The 14,513-nt window shown below is 45.2% G+C and carries 14 protein-coding genes and 1 riboswitch; of the genes, 5 read left to right on the top strand and 9 right to left on the bottom strand.

What is annotated here, in order from left to right:
- Position 1: 1 nt before the first annotated feature.
- The 3 genes from DKT75_RS07835 to thiE form a co-directional block, all read right to left on the bottom strand.
- Complete coding sequence (locus DKT75_RS07835; protein ID WP_109822870.1) at positions 2-1,093, bottom strand: cache domain-containing protein; 1,092 nt, start codon at positions 1,091-1,093, stop codon at positions 2-4.
- A gap of 270 nt (positions 1,094-1,363) precedes the next feature.
- On the bottom strand, positions 1,364-1,909 hold the full coding sequence (locus tag DKT75_RS07830; RefSeq protein ID WP_109822869.1) for a hypothetical protein: 546 nt from the start codon (positions 1,907-1,909) through the stop codon (positions 1,364-1,366).
- Between the two features lie 96 nt (positions 1,910-2,005).
- Complete coding sequence (gene thiE, locus DKT75_RS07825) at positions 2,006-3,565, bottom strand: thiamine phosphate synthase (RefSeq protein WP_109822868.1); 1,560 nt, start codon at positions 3,563-3,565, stop codon at positions 2,006-2,008.
- 137 nt (positions 3,566-3,702) lie between these two features.
- Between thiE and DKT75_RS07820 the strand changes: the two genes are divergently transcribed.
- The 3 genes from DKT75_RS07820 to DKT75_RS07810 all read left to right on the top strand — a co-directional run bounded on the left by DKT75_RS07820 (position 3,703) and on the right by DKT75_RS07810 (position 6,279).
- The gene (locus DKT75_RS07820; RefSeq protein ID WP_109822867.1) at positions 3,703-4,125 is read left to right on the top strand and encodes a MarR family winged helix-turn-helix transcriptional regulator; all 423 of its coding nucleotides are present in this window, start codon (positions 3,703-3,705) and stop codon (positions 4,123-4,125) included.
- A gap of 130 nt (positions 4,126-4,255) precedes the next feature.
- Entirely contained in the window at positions 4,256-5,125 is an 870-nt protein-coding gene (locus DKT75_RS07815; RefSeq protein WP_109822866.1) for an SDR family NAD(P)-dependent oxidoreductase, read from the top strand.
- On the top strand, positions 5,122-6,279 hold the full coding sequence (locus tag DKT75_RS07810) for an FAD-dependent monooxygenase (protein WP_109822865.1): 1,158 nt from the start codon (positions 5,122-5,124) through the stop codon (positions 6,277-6,279). Before DKT75_RS07815 ends, DKT75_RS07810 begins: the two co-directional genes overlap by 4 nt.
- A 25-nt stretch (positions 6,280-6,304) precedes the next feature.
- On the opposite strand, the gene DKT75_RS07805 is transcribed toward DKT75_RS07810, so the two are convergent.
- The 5 genes from DKT75_RS07805 to thiC all read right to left on the bottom strand — a co-directional run bounded on the left by DKT75_RS07805 (position 6,305) and on the right by thiC (position 11,752).
- A complete protein-coding gene (locus DKT75_RS07805; protein ID WP_109822864.1) occupies positions 6,305-7,669 on the bottom strand; it encodes a Fic family protein in 1,365 nt (454 codons plus the stop codon).
- Positions 7,670-7,796: 127 nt separating this feature from the next.
- Entirely contained in the window at positions 7,797-8,600 is an 804-nt protein-coding gene (locus tag DKT75_RS07800; RefSeq protein WP_109822863.1) for a thiazole synthase, read from the bottom strand.
- Position 8,601: 1 nt separating this feature from the next.
- Entirely contained in the window at positions 8,602-8,808 is a 207-nt protein-coding gene (thiS, locus tag DKT75_RS07795; RefSeq protein ID WP_109822862.1) for a sulfur carrier protein ThiS, read from the bottom strand.
- Positions 8,802-9,863 (bottom strand): FAD-dependent oxidoreductase, encoded by a 1,062-nt coding sequence (locus DKT75_RS07790; RefSeq protein ID WP_109822861.1) that lies wholly within the window; start codon positions 9,861-9,863, stop codon positions 8,802-8,804. The genes thiS and DKT75_RS07790 overlap by 7 nt, the downstream gene beginning before the upstream one ends.
- Positions 9,860-11,752 carry a phosphomethylpyrimidine synthase ThiC gene (gene thiC / locus DKT75_RS07785; RefSeq protein WP_109822860.1) on the bottom strand — a complete coding sequence of 631 codons (1,893 nt, stop codon included), beginning with the start codon at positions 11,750-11,752 and terminating at the stop codon, positions 9,860-9,862. Before thiC ends, DKT75_RS07790 begins: the two co-directional genes overlap by 4 nt.
- A gap of 109 nt (positions 11,753-11,861) precedes the next feature.
- A riboswitch (TPP riboswitch) is annotated at positions 11,862-11,960 on the bottom strand.
- A 187-nt stretch (positions 11,961-12,147) separates the two neighbouring features.
- Between thiC and DKT75_RS07780 the strand changes: the two genes are divergently transcribed.
- Both DKT75_RS07780 and DKT75_RS07775 read left to right on the top strand, forming a co-directional pair.
- Complete coding sequence (locus DKT75_RS07780; protein WP_109822859.1) at positions 12,148-13,170, top strand: AAA family ATPase; 1,023 nt, start codon at positions 12,148-12,150, stop codon at positions 13,168-13,170.
- Positions 13,124-14,065, top strand: a complete 942-nt coding sequence (locus DKT75_RS07775) for a hypothetical protein (RefSeq protein WP_109822858.1) — start codon at positions 13,124-13,126, stop codon at positions 14,063-14,065. Before DKT75_RS07780 ends, DKT75_RS07775 begins: the two co-directional genes overlap by 47 nt.
- On the opposite strand, the gene DKT75_RS07770 is transcribed toward DKT75_RS07775, so the two are convergent.
- A partial coding sequence (locus DKT75_RS07770) for an IS3 family transposase (RefSeq protein WP_109822857.1) occupies positions 13,972-14,513 on the bottom strand: 542 nt, incomplete at its 5' end. The two genes, DKT75_RS07775 and DKT75_RS07770, sit on opposite strands and share 94 nt — an antisense overlap.

The following is a 14,513-nucleotide window of genomic DNA, read 5'->3' as shown; positions in this document are numbered from 1 at the left end:
ATTATTTATCATTTAGTTTACTAATCGCTATGCGGATACTTTTCCCCATACGGTCAATCGCACGAGCCAAGTCCCCCACTTCATCACTACGTGTTAGGCCCAAGTTAACTTTGTCGAAAAGGCCTTTACTGTAGTCATCTGCCAATACTGTTAGCTTTCTAATAGCCGACGATAGCTCTCGGCTAAAAAACATGGCAAGTAGCGCTATAGCAAGAATGGTTAACGCAATGACCAACCACGCGCTGCGCCTGGCATCGGTTACAGATTGGAAAACTTCATCGTAATCCTGCTGAATCACTAGACGCCAACCGAAACCAGCCTCCACAGAATAAGATACAATTTTTTTGCCACTCTGGTCAAAGGTATACAATTGCTTGGGGCTGGATTTAGCAAGTATCGGATAGTCGGACATGTCTTGTAAGCCACTTCTCTGATCAACTGAAAACTCACCAGATGCGATTAGCTTGTCTTCATCTGACGTTAAGAAGGCAAAACCCGTCTTCCCTAACTTAGTATTGGCCACGGTCTGAGAAATATCTTCCAGCTTACTCGCCATACATAATGAGTTTTCTTGCTTGTCGCCAGCACTTTCAATCGGTACGCACAGTACATAAACAGGCAAGTTAATAGTACGACTCATCACCACCGATTGGCCGATTGGGTCACCAGCGGCAAGTGACTTAAAGTAGCCACGATCACCACGAAAGTGAGCTTTGCTACCATCTGGATTTAAAATACTTTTGTCATCACTGCGAGCAGTCATGAAACCGTCACCCGATAAGGCATATATAAGAAATGCCCAATCATAACTTTGCTGCATATTTTGAAGAATTGGTTTTTGACGAGACTCTTGCATCGATTGAATATCGACATTCAAACTGTTCTGTGACAGTAGGCGACGATTCATTTCAGCCCAACGAGTAATATCGCCGGCGATGGATGTTGCTTCTAGTCGTAGTTCGTTCTCGACACTCGCTAAACGATCGCTTTGAGCGTTATCTATGAGGAAAAACAAACCCGCTAGTGGCACTAGCGCGATCAACAAATTACCCAGCAATATCTTATGAAATATATTGAGAACGAATCCTTTCATATCAGACAATTAGCCTCCTAACGGCAGTAACCAGAGGATGTTATCTGAATGAACAAGTTAAGGCAATCACCTGCGTTTAGCTTTGATTTTGGTCAACGAAAGCACAACTAAGACCAAGCCTATCAATATGCTTTAACAAGCTTTTTAGCTGACTATTACCCCCCTACCCCCCCCTAGTGTCACTTTATCTTGAAAGGTTTAGTATTAATATTAAACACCTATGTGACGACCAGAGTTGTCAGTTTAATCCCCAACTTATCTAAGGCAGAATCAGTAGCCACGAAACAGAGAAAAGAAGCTGCTCAATTGACCTGAGCGGTCTTTTGAATAAAAAGCCCAAACGCAAAAAATCGAAGCTGGGACCATTGCAATACCGAGCAGGATACTGGCGGTTAACGAAGACAGTGCGGAGTCTAGGTCATGGTCTAGTAGTATAAGAATAACCACGAGCGGGATCATTAATAGAAAAACGGCCACAAACTGGGCGATTAAAGTACGCCAGAAGTAGCCCCAAATGCCCAGCGCTTTTCCGGCACTTTCGACGGGGGTTCCCAAACCTTGAACCCGTAGTCGCTTGATAAAGGAGACAACAATGATCGCCCCAATCACATTTATAACGGTGCCCACTGCCTCATTCAGAAAAATGAAGTCTTCAGGACTGGTGACATACATTATAACTAACGTCAGCACCGAGAAAGCCGCTAATAAAATGATCGCAATCACCATAGGTTTGTCAAAACCACGAACATAAGGCTCACCCTTATCGCTGGGTTTATGCAAATTGGCTTCGGGTGGCGCGTATAGATTATCAGTCATTGTTAATCCTAAAGTGGTTAATTTTATAACGATTAATATACCACAGACTTAGCACCGCATTTAAATGTAAAAATGGCGAGTACTATGAGGTACGAGTCACTCTTTTTCCCACACCTCGATCAATTTCTTAGTCGCAGCACGGTAGTCCTCAGCCTTAGTAATCGCCGTAATCATAGCCACCGAACCAATACCAGACGACTTCAACGCTTTAGCTCTCTCAAGATTAATCCCGCCAATCGCGACTAACGGATACTCACCTTTCAACAAATCCACCCAGCGCTTAACCGCGGCCACACCCTGCGGCACCCACGGCATATCTTTACTCGTCGTCGCATAAATTGGCCCCAACGCAATGTAACTTGGGTTAATCCAACTCGCGCGCGCAACCTCGGTATAACTGTGCGTAGACACGCCTAAACGACAGCCCGCCTCAGCAATCGCATGAATATCTGCGTCATACAAATCTTCCTGCCCAAGATGAATACCGTACGCGCCATGCTTTATCGCCAATTCCCAGTGGTCATTAATGAATAAACGAATATCTCGACCTCGGCACACCTCAACTGCAGCTTCGATTTGCGTGTCTAACTCTTCAAACGTTGGCGGTGTATCAGTATCTGTTTTTAAGCGTAGTTGAATGGTTTGAATACCTTCATTTATCAACTTCTCGACCCACTCAACGGAGTCCACAACCGGATAAATCCCCAAACGTAACGTATCACAGCGCGCTAATACTGGACGTTTTGCATCCGGTGCTTCAGGTGTCATGAGCGGAAAGTCTTGGTAATCAACGCTCCAGTCATGTGGGCTCATATCCCCTAAACGTGCTTGATACGCGCCACCGATTGATTCAGCTTGGCGAATACCTCGGCTCACAGCTGTTTTCGCCAATACGATAGCGTCTGCGATTGCGTAACCTTGCGCACTTGCACAGGTAATTGCCGTCGCAAACAAGCAGCCCGTACCGCGCACATTTTCACGGTCTGGCCAGCGCTTTCCAATCAACCAAAAGTTAAGTTTTTCACTGCTAAAGTAGTCGCTCGATTGCTCACTTTCAACGTCAAAGTGCCCACCTTTAAGTAAGATTGATCTTGCACCCGACGCTAGCAAGCAATGCGTTGCACGTTCAATATCTCGTGTCGTATCGACTGACATTTGCGTTAGCTGCGCAAGCTCGTCGAGGTTCGGAGTAATGACGTCAGCTAATGGGAAAAGCTTAGACATTAATGCTATTTCACTGTCTGCTGTTAACAGTCGTTCACCAGAGCTAGCAACAATGACAGGGTCAATAATGATGCGAGGTGCATGACCTTCTTTGCGAAGCAGTTCAATACCTTCACGCACAGCATTGATCACGTACTCATCACCCAGCATGCCGATTTTTATTGCCGCAAGTGGCCGTGCATCAACATTGCTTAATGCTTTTTGGACGCTAACTAACTGGGCTTTGACGTGTGCTGCGTTTAGTACACCCAAGTCACTGACGCCCGTATTGTGCTGCGCGGTCACAGCTGACGTCACACTGTAGGCATGAAGCCCCAGCGCATGGACGACACGTAAGTCTGATTGCAGGCCTGCACCGCTTGGGTCAGTGCCACCAATAAGCAAAATAGACTCTGTGGTTTGAATTTTTGACACTGATATAACGTTATTCATAACTATTAGCACGACTGAAAGTAAGACTTACACATTGTAGGGCACTTTAAATTTTGGTTGCAGCACTTTAATCACTGAACAAGACGAATGTAAATAACAGCCTTGACTTTATATGTCATGGAACATAAGTTATATGCATGACACAAAGCCCATCCCCTAAAAGTACGATTATTGATATCTTGCATGTAGCTAACTGGCTGCAAGGCAGGATTGCAGACATTCTTGCGCCTCATAATGTGAGCCTACAGCAAGTCAAAGTCTTAGCTATTATCTTTGAGCAAACAGGCCAGTTCGCAACTGTCGGCACTATCCGCGAAAAAATGCAGGATCCCATGTCTAATGTTTCTCGCTTGCTGAACAAACTGGTGGAAAAAGGCTTAGTGAGCAAAGAACATGGCACTGACGACCAACGCGTTGTCCATATTCATATTTTACCCGCTGGGGTTGAGGTGATGAGTAACAGTCGACAGGCTATCGATGAAGGCCTCGATGTCTTATGCCATCTAAGCAGTGACGAACTCAGTTCACTCAGCTCCTTATTGTCAAAAATCAAAGAATAACAATACGCCCTAAATCTTTCACACCTGACTAACAGGAGGCTTCCAGCTTCATTAAAACGCTGACAGAAATTTCTTATACCTCAATATAAGTCATGACATATAAAGTCACAACACACAAAAGGAAACACTAATGAAAAACACAACCAAAAAACCAAGAACGGCGGCAATAACTGCTTCATATTCAGGCTTAGGGTTCGAGCTTTCACGCCTTCTCCTTGCCAACGGTTATCACCTTATTTGTATAGATAGAAACGAAGTGAAAAGCGCCGAAACACGCCAAAAGCTATTATCCGAATACCCACAGGCAGCTATCAGTTCTGTCATCACAAACATGGCATCTCCCACATCAATAACCCAAGCTTCAGAGAAAATATTGAAGATGATAGATGAACTTCATTTATTATTTCATGTTGCTGGGGCAGCCACCGCCCAAAAGCAACTCTCAGATAGGGGAAATGAGCTGCATTTTGAGGTCAACACTCTCGGCCCTATTGCATTGACCAAAGCGCTCCGTCCGGTACTTTCCGCCAGTAGCAATGCGGTTGTTGTCGCTGTTGGTTCAAGCGCTATGAAAATGACGAAAGTATTGAACGTTGCAAGCTTAGCAAACCCAAGCACATTCAGGAAAATGAGCGGCCCTTATGCACAGTCTAAGTTAGCTATCACAACGGCCTTTGTCGCAATGAGTGAGTCTTATAAAGCAGACAATATTCTATTACGTATCGTTGACCCCGGCCCTAGTAAGACAGCCATGTCTGCAAGTGATGCTATGCCATGGTTTGTACGCCTCATTCGACGTTGGTTTCCCTTACCTCACATAGGCGCACAAAAAATATTTTCAGCAGGCCAGTCAAAGAAGTATGGAACAGAAACAGGTATTTACATCGAACGTGATGCAATAGCCAAGTTACCCTCTGCCGCAATCGACCGAGCTACTCAATCAGCTTTAATGACATTAATTGAAGAGTGTGAGCAAGCTTCCAGCAAGGCAGCACCATGAAGGTAGCTATCATTGGAGGTGGTGTTGCGGGTTTGTGCTGTGGAATAGCACTTCGGCAACGCGGCATCGATGTGGACATTTTTGAACGTGCGGCATCACCAAAAACGATCGGTGCAGGGGTTGTTCTTTGGCCAAATGCAACACTCATATTAAGTCAGCTTGGATTATTACAAAGTATCAAAGGACACGCTGGCTCACCAAAAGAGATGAGGAGAGTCTCGTCTTCTGGCGACGTACTTGGAAGCCTCGATATTGGAATCATTGATAAACAAATAGGGAGCCCTAGCTTATCTATATCACGAAGTGCATTGATTAACGTGTTGCTTGGCGCATTCAAAAAAGCTGGCGGGCACTTTCACTGTAATCACCCCGTTATCGACATTTTGTCTAACCCGGATATGCCTAAAGCAAGTATCAGATTCAAATCAGGGTTACTTATCACACCAGAAGTCATTATCGGTGCTGAAGGCCGTATGAACTCACCTTCACGACACTATGTGTTAGGTAACAACAAACCCGTTTTTCAAAAATTCATCAACTGGGTTGGCATACTTGAGAACCATTCATTCGACATGGATGAAAATGTTGTTTTGGATTACTGGGGTGTCGGCGCTCGCTTTGGTGTCGTACCTTTGTCACCTAGCAGTGCTTATTGGGCTGCGGGTATAACGGTCGAGACCATCAGTAAAAAACAACCAAAGCACTATCACGATGAAATAGAGTCCGTATTCAAGCATTGGCCACACCCAATCTTACCTCTCATAAATGCCACACCACTTCATAAAATCAATAAGATTTACGTGCATGATCATGATCCGATAAAAACCTGGCACAAAGATAATGTGATACTCGTTGGGGATGCTGCACACGCGCCACTTCCAACATCAGGTCAGGGAGCGTGTCAGGCCATTGAGGACGCTTGGCATATCGCAGAAGCACTTAGTGGTGATTCTAGTGACCTGCAAACTACTTTCAAAAGGTTTACTGAGGCCAGACAAGAAAAAACCGCAAACATAACCTTGTCAGGACGTCAGTTTGCACAAACCGTCTTTAATGATGACCCTGAGTTTTGCCGTATTCGTGATGAAACGAGTAAATCCACAGACTTTGATAGCCTTGCAAAGGCAATGGCGACAGGATGGTCAACGGCTTAAATAGCAAACACTCAACCCAGAATTATTACAATTTCAAACGTTCACGTAAATCAGCAGGCGCAAGGTATAACACTCCTTTGCCCTTCTTGCTTTTGGTTGCAATCAGCAGGTCTTCATCAACCAACTTGTTCAAGTGAGACCTTGCGGTATTTCCATTAATATCAAAATCGAGACTGACTTGCTTGGCAGTAAAAATTTTACCAGGGTGTTTCACAGCGTCTTTCAGTATTTCTAACTGTCTTGGCTTTAATATCTTGGAAACTGGGCTGCTTTCGATCCACTCCATAAACTCGTAGTAGTCGCGCTTTTTTGACTCAATGTGATCATGTAACGAATCAACCGCTTTGATCACCACATCCACTTGGTTATAGAGAAAGTACGTCAGATCAAAATCATCCGTTTCTGTATAAACGTAAGCCTTATCGTAGTCACTTCGCTTTTCTTGGATGAGTTTACTAATCGAAACATACTCGAAGAGCCAATAACCTGAGCGCAGCATAAACCAGTAAAACAGCGCTCTAGCTGTTCGACCGTTTCCATCGCCGAATGGATGAATATAACCAATCATAAAATGCAAAATGATGGCTTTTACTAAAGGGTGAATGAATTGATTATCTCTTAGCCCATCAGACTCTTCATTAGCGAAAGCACATGACGCAGTTAGCCTTTCTTGAATCGATGTATGACAAGGGGGTGCATGAGCAACTTCATTGTACAAATCCGTTACCGTTATATTATTGTCCTGCCTTAACTCACCAGAGACGGCATCATTATCAATTGCTTTATACGTGGCTACTTCATGCAACTCTAAAATAAGCTCAATAGATAACGGTTCGTCTTTACGCTCAACCGCCTTTTTCATCAAAAGGTAATTGTTAAAAATCATTTGCTCCGACTTGTCTGAAGGCTGACGCTGTGTTACCAGCATTTCCTTAGCCACTTTTCGAGTCGTTGACGCGCCTTCTAACTGAGAGGACGTAATCGCCTCTTCCATCATCAAGCTTTTGACAAGGTAGCGTCCTTTTTCTCCGGAAGACATAAAGGAGGACTCACTAAGAGAGTGACCACCACCTGTTTTTTTATCAATGTAATGTAATTTAGCGAGTAAAGAGTCAGGAATGCAGTAACTAAAAAAGCTAGCATCATCTTTCGCTTTTAACTCAACAAGGTTTTTTCGAGTAGCCATCCTAGAATACTTAGTCGCAAGCCATGCCTCTTCGGCATTAGCACCTTTAGGAATACGCCAAATAAATTGGTCCCAATGTAGGTATGCACCGTCTGAGTTTGTAGCCCTATAATCAACCATTAGCTTAGGTAGTTTCGTAAGAAACTCAGTACCTAACGCCTCAGTTAAGGCATTCATATTCTTTGGTTTTCTTATTCTAGCCATGAATCGCCACCCAACAAAACGTAAAAAACTGATTTTAAGTTTACATTAAAAATCAGAACTAAAACTTAATTTTTTTAAATTTACGTTTTCTTAACGAGATTACACTTCAAACCACAAGTTTAAGCACTCACTTCTGATGCCAAAACGGCGTCCCAATCGTCGGTGTACTCGCCGAAGCCGCCTCCCTGGCCTCAATCATGCCACTGCGCCACGCACTTCTTCCCGCCTTAATCGCATTCGCAAATGCTTCTGCCATTTCCACAGGATTATGCGCTTGCGCCACTGCTGTATTTAGCAGTACCGCGTCATAGCCTAACTCCATCGCCTGACACGCATCCGACGGCTTACCCAAACCCGCATCAACCAACAACGTCATTTCAGGCAAACGCTCACGAATAGTCGTCAAAGCATGAGGGTTTAACAAGCCTAAACCTGTACCAATCGGAGAACCCCAAGGCATCAACACTTCACAACCGACATCACGTAGCTTCTGGCAAAGCACCAAGTCGTCAGTACAGTATGGGAATACTTTAAACCCATCTTTCACCAACGTTTCAGCTGCTTCTAGTGTCGCAAATGGGTCAGGTTGCAAGTTGTAATCATCACCAATCACTTCCAGCTTTATCCAATCCGTTTGGAACAGCTCGCGTGACATCTGCGATAGCGTCACCGCTTCTTTAGCGGTATGACAGCCTGCGGTGTTAGGTAGCAATTCGCAGCCACTACTTTTGATCAAATCCCAGTACTGGTTTCCACCTTGTTGACCAGGCGACTGGCGACGTAATGACACCGTCACAACGTCCGCAGCGGAGGCTTTTATCGACTGCTGCATGATTTCTGGCGACGGGTAAAGTGCCGTTCCAATGAAGAAACGACTGCTCAATGTTTTACCGTAAACCGTCCAAGTATCAGTGGTGCTTGAGTCACTCATATCAACCTCCTACTATCGGTTGGAGAATATCTATTTCATCATCCGCTTGCACGTCAGTGTCTGCCCAGCGATCACGCGGGACAAAGGTTTGGTTGACTGCAATCACCAATAAGTCGTCAGGACTAAAGCCCCATTCTTGCATCGCTTGCTCTAACACAAGTGGCTGCGGCAAGGTTTTACGCTCGCCATTTACGCTAATATCTAACACAGTGACTGAATCACCTCATCAACCAAGGCCGGCGCAAATAGATAACCGTGTCGGAACAAACCATTGATACGAATCAACTGCTCTTCACGGACTATGCGCGGCAAATTATCATTAAACGCTGGACGTAAGCCAGCTTGTAAAAACTGAATTCGAGCTTCAGAAAAACCCGTATTTAAACTGTATAACGCAGACAGTAACTCCAACGCCGAACGTACCGTCACTGGCGAGTCATCATCACTTTCTAACGTCGTTGCCCCTATAACATAGTGGTGATTGGGGCGAGGTGCAATATATAGCGGGTATCGTGGGTGCGTCAATCGAATAGCCCGCGTCAAATTAACCTCTGGGGCATGAACACGCACGACTTCACCACGCACAGAGCGCAACTCCGACTGGTCTTCACGCGCATCATTCCCTCGGCAATCAAACACATAATCAAACTGTTCGTCGCAAGCTTTTAAATAGCCTCGAGTCGCCTCACCCGTTGACGATAATTCGCCACACTCCATGCCTTCATGCCACGTGACTTCTTGGGTGCTGTCTAACCAAGTGTCTAACGCTTTATAAAATGAGTCGTTATCAATCACGCCTTCTTCAGGGAAATACATCGCTTGGCGAAAGGCATGAGATAACTCCGGCTCTTGCTGCTGTAGCTCTGACTGAGACCAATACTGCATCGCTTCTGGAGGTGTATCGGCTTGGGCTTTTTGTTGGAAACGCTGCCAGTCAGGTAAGTCAGCTGGGTGCGCAACCACGAGCGTACCCTGCTGATTAAACTCAACCTTATGGCCTGTCGCAGCTTCCAATTGTGGCAACCATTTCTGCCATAAACGCCAAGACACCACGCCCAACTCGCGCGTGGTTGACTCGGTCGTCACCGCTTCAGTAAAAGGCGCAACCATTGCCGCAGCAATACGCCCAGTACCCATAAACGAGCGCGACTGCCTATCACACAAAGTGACGGCAATCGGCTGGTCAGTGTCGCGGCAATGCTGCACCAAACGCCAAGCTAGCAAGCGACCTGCTAGCCCAGCACCGACAATCGCTACTTTCACGCGGCGTCTGTTGGAGCGCGATAAATCTCACTCCCCTGCTTTAGAAATTCGATAGACTTTTCTTCCATAGCTTTTTGTACCTGAACACCCTTTTCGACTTGCGCAGCACCTGTTCCAAACTCATCTCTGATCTCTTGAGTGATCTTCATAGAGCAAAACTTAGGGCCACACATTGAACAAAAATGAGCAACTTTAGCAGACTCTTTCGGTAACGTCTCATCATGATAAGCACGCGCCGTATCTGGGTCTAAACCAATGTTGAACTGATCCTCCCAACGGAACTCAAAACGCGCTTTTGACATCGCATTATCACGCATTTGTGAAACAGGGTGCCCCTTCGCCAAATCAGCGGCATGCGCTGAGATTTTGTAGGTAATAATTCCCGTCTTAACATCGTCACGGTTTGGTAAGCCCAAGTGCTCTTTTGGTGTTACATAACAAAGCATCGCAGTGCCGTACCAACCGATTTGAGCCGCACCAATACCTGACGTAATGTGATCATAACCCGGGGCAATATCCGTCACCAATGGCCCTAATGTATAAAAGGGTGCATCGTGGCAATGCTTAATTTGCTCTTCCATGTTCTCTTTGATCTTGTGCATTGGCACGTGACCTGGGCCTTCGATCATGACTTGAACATCGTGCTTCCACGCGATTTTAGTCAGTTCACCCAGCGTTTTTAACTCAGAAAACTGTGCTTCATCATTCGCATCGGCAATACAGCCCGGACGCAAACCATCACCCAGTGAGAACGTCACATCGTACTTTTTCATGATCTCGCAAATTTCTTCAAAATGCGTGTAAAGGAAGTTTTCTTTGTGATGCGCCAAGCACCATTTCGCCATGATCGAACCACCGCGTGACACGATACCCGTCAAACGATCCGCTGTCATCGGCACGTAACGCAGCAACACACCTGCGTGCAATGTGAAGTAACTCACACCCTGCTCTGCTTGCTCGATCAACGTATCGCGGAACAATTCCCACGTTAAGTCTTCAGCAATGCCGTTTACTTTTTCCAACGCTTGGTAGACAGGCACAGTCCCAATCGGCACTGGCGAGTTACGCAAAATCCATTCACGTGTTTCGTGAATATTCTTACCCGTTGATAAATCCATCACCGTGTCACCGCCCCAACGCGTTGACCACACCATCTTCTCAACTTCTTCTTCGATAGACGATGTCAGTACTGAGTTACCAATGTTAGCGTTGATTTTTACCAAGAAGTTACGACCAATAATCATTGGCTCAAGCTCTGGGTGGTTGATGCTTGCAGGAATAACCGCGCGACCTTCTGCCACTTCTACGCGCACAAACTCAGCCGTGATTTCTGCTGGCATTCCCATCGAATTGCGCTCGGCAATTTCTGTTTGAGACAGCTCTGCCACGCCCATGTTTTCACGAATCGCGATGTATTCCATTTCTGGTGTGATGATGCCTTGGCGGGCGTAATGCATTTGTGACACGTTAGCGTCGCCCTTTGCCACTAGTGGTAGGGGTTTGTTTTCAAAGGTAGGAATGTCGTCTACCTCTGCGATGCGCTCACGGGTGAAATGTGAACTAAAGCCGTCTAGCTGGACTGTGTCTGCACGTGCGTCGATCCATGCTTGGCGCTGTGTGCGATCCAAACCTGCGTGTAGGTTAATCTCGGCAGTTGCGTCGGTGTACGGGCCTGAAGTGTCGTAAATACGTAGCGGTTCGTTGATCTCATACTCAGCAGTGTCGCCTTTGCCGCGCAATAGCGTTGGGCTTAGGGTGACTTCCCGCATCGGTACGCGGCATGAGCCAGACGGACTTTCGACGTAAATCTTGCGAGAACCGGTTAAAGGCGTGCGTGTAATTTCGGTGACTACTGCGGACTGCTGTAGTTCCATTGGGTTTACTGACATGTATTTTGCTCCAACAACATGAGTGAAATGGGGGATTTCATTGTCGGAGGTGAGAATATGCGCGTTAGTACGCCACGAATGGATGTGTGGCGAAATAATGCGGAAGGTATATTTCACCAACCTTGTTTCCTACGACGGTACGAACCGTATCAGGTACAACGGGTATGATCTCAGCCACATTTTATATGTGGCACCCCGACAAGTGGTGAAAACAATAGCAAAAATATTATTTTACAGCTAGCATCTTTTATAGTTTAGGCAACATACTAATCCCACATTAAACGTTTTTTTAAAATTAAGTCTTTAAAAAAGAATACAAAAAGCGAATATACACGTCTCAATTCTGGCGATTAGTTCTAAAAAATGTTAAAAATAACATTAAGAGGATAAGAACTATGGCACGCAGCGATTTATTAATTTCACTTGTTAGCGCAGGGGTTTCAGGTAACCAGGCTAAAGTGCGCTCGGCAACCGAAGCTCTGATCGCCGAAGAAAGGGCGAAGAATCACAGCCACGTTGTTAAAAGACTTGAAAAAGCACTAGCTACGGTTCCCGTCTCTCCTCCTGCTTTAACTACATCAAAAAATGTTTCTGGCGATAACAAAGAAGCCATATTAGAAGTGGAAGCTAGAATTAGCCTCAATAGCCTTGTATTGCCTTTGCCAGTCAGAGAAAACGGGCGGCAACTAGTTGAAGAGCATATTAGAGCTGACGTTCTAAGAGCTCATGGATATGAGCCGCGTCACCGCGTATTATTATCTGGACCTCCTGGTAACGGAAAAACATCATTTGCCGAAGGTGTCGCTGAAGCACTAGGCTTGCCTTTCTTTGTCGTACGATACGATGCCCTAATTGGCAGTTATTTGGGTGAAACTAACACTCGATTGAGAAAGTTATTTGACTACGTCCGTACTAGACCCTGTGTTTTATTCTTTGATGAGTTCGATGCTATTGGTAAAGAACGAGGTGACTCTCATGAAACTGGCGAAATTAAACGTGTGGTTTCATTCTTACTAATGCAATTAGACCAATTACCTAGTTATGTAGTTGTAATCGCAGCAACCAATCATGCAGAGCTTTTAGACAAGGCTGTATGGCGACGATTTCAGGTACGCGTTGGCTTACCGATGCCATCCGCAACTCAAAGGAAAGAGTTTTTCGCCAATGTAGTTGAAAAATGGCCAGACAAGCCCAATACTTCTCTAAATACTATTTCTAAAAAGCTTGGCAATGTGAGCTTTTCTGAAGTTATTGACTTTTGTCAAAATGTTAGAAGAAGGCAAATTTTGGGATTGGGTGAGGTTACAGTAGACAGTGCCCTCAAAACGGAATTAGACCTTTGGACAACTCGAGTGACACCAAGGGCCATTAATGACAAGCGATCTGAACAAACCACTTCTTCGAGTTCATCCAAGTAGACAAGCGGCAAGAACGGTAGGCTCTCCTAGAAACCCGCCTCCACCTGTATCATTCTCTATCCCAGAACAAGCAGAAAAATTTGGCCCGAAATTTACCCGCCTTACTGAAATACTTCAACGAGATAGTGGCGGGATAGAGCTACATGCAGACCCATCGTCAATAGCCCCTGAGCGATTGCTAGTTTTTGAGCTCAATGGTGAAGTTCAAAATTTTGCCAATGCAATTCGTCAAGTAGAGGGATTACAGCTTGTTGATGAAGAAGAGTTAGTTCCTGATGACCTAGCTGATCATCCTAGAGCATATTTATTAATACCTGATGATCAGGCATTGGGACAAATACACCGTTTATGGGAGCATTGGTTGTCGGGTAGCCCAATGCAGACTGGATTTACACCTTGGAGAGATGTATTTAAAACATTGAGAGATCTAAGACCTTGGGGTCCTCAAGACCGCATATCAAAGATAGATCAAGGCATCTTAACTCGTGAAATCGATGGGTTAGAAGCTCATGATACAATCAAGCTCGAAATCGAACTAATATACAGACCTGACACAAGTCTCAGCAGGAATTATCAAGCCCGAGTAGAAGAGGAAATTACTAATCAAGGTGGCAATGTACTTTCTGCGGCGAGGATTGATGAAATTGCTTATCATGCAGTTTTAGCAGAAGTATCAGTACAAACCGCTACTCAAATATTAAACCACGAAGGTATTTCTTCGCTTGACCCTATCCAGCATATTAGGCCTCAGAGCACTTCACTGAAAAGTAACTTAGGTGATGAATCACCATCTTGTTGTGGTCAACTAAAACTGGCCACCTCTTTAGAGGTTAATCCAAATTTTTCTTCTGCCATTATTGGCGATAGCCCGCCATTGTTAGCATGTGGGCGGTAACGATTATAATACTGATTAATGTATTGAGTAATCGCCTGAGCACCTTCGTTAAATGAAACGTAACCTGATTTTGGCATCCACTCGGTTTTAAAGCTTCTAAAGAACCGTTCTACGGGTGAATTATCCCAACAGTTTCCTCGTCGGCTAAGGCTTTGCCTCATGCCAAAATGCCACAGGCATTGACGGTACGCCTTACTGGTGTAGTGGCAGCCTTGGTCACTATGAAATAGAATACGTTTAGGTTTCCTTCTGCTTTCATAGGCCATTCTTAATGCCTTTTTTGTCAGTTCGCTATCTGGGCTTTTACTGGTAGCAAAGCCAACGATACGCCTTGCATATAAATCAATGACCACTGCAAGATACAACCAAGTTGAACCCGACCAAATATAAGTGACATCACCCGCCCAAACTTGATTTGGCTTGCTCGGCTGAAACTGCCGATTAAGCA

The organism is Leucothrix arctica (assembly GCF_003172895.1).
Taxonomy (GTDB): Bacteria; Pseudomonadota; Gammaproteobacteria; order Thiotrichales; family Thiotrichaceae; genus Leucothrix; species Leucothrix arctica.
Note: the sequence above shows the minus strand (reverse complement) of the source record. Positions and strands in the feature narration are given on the sequence as shown.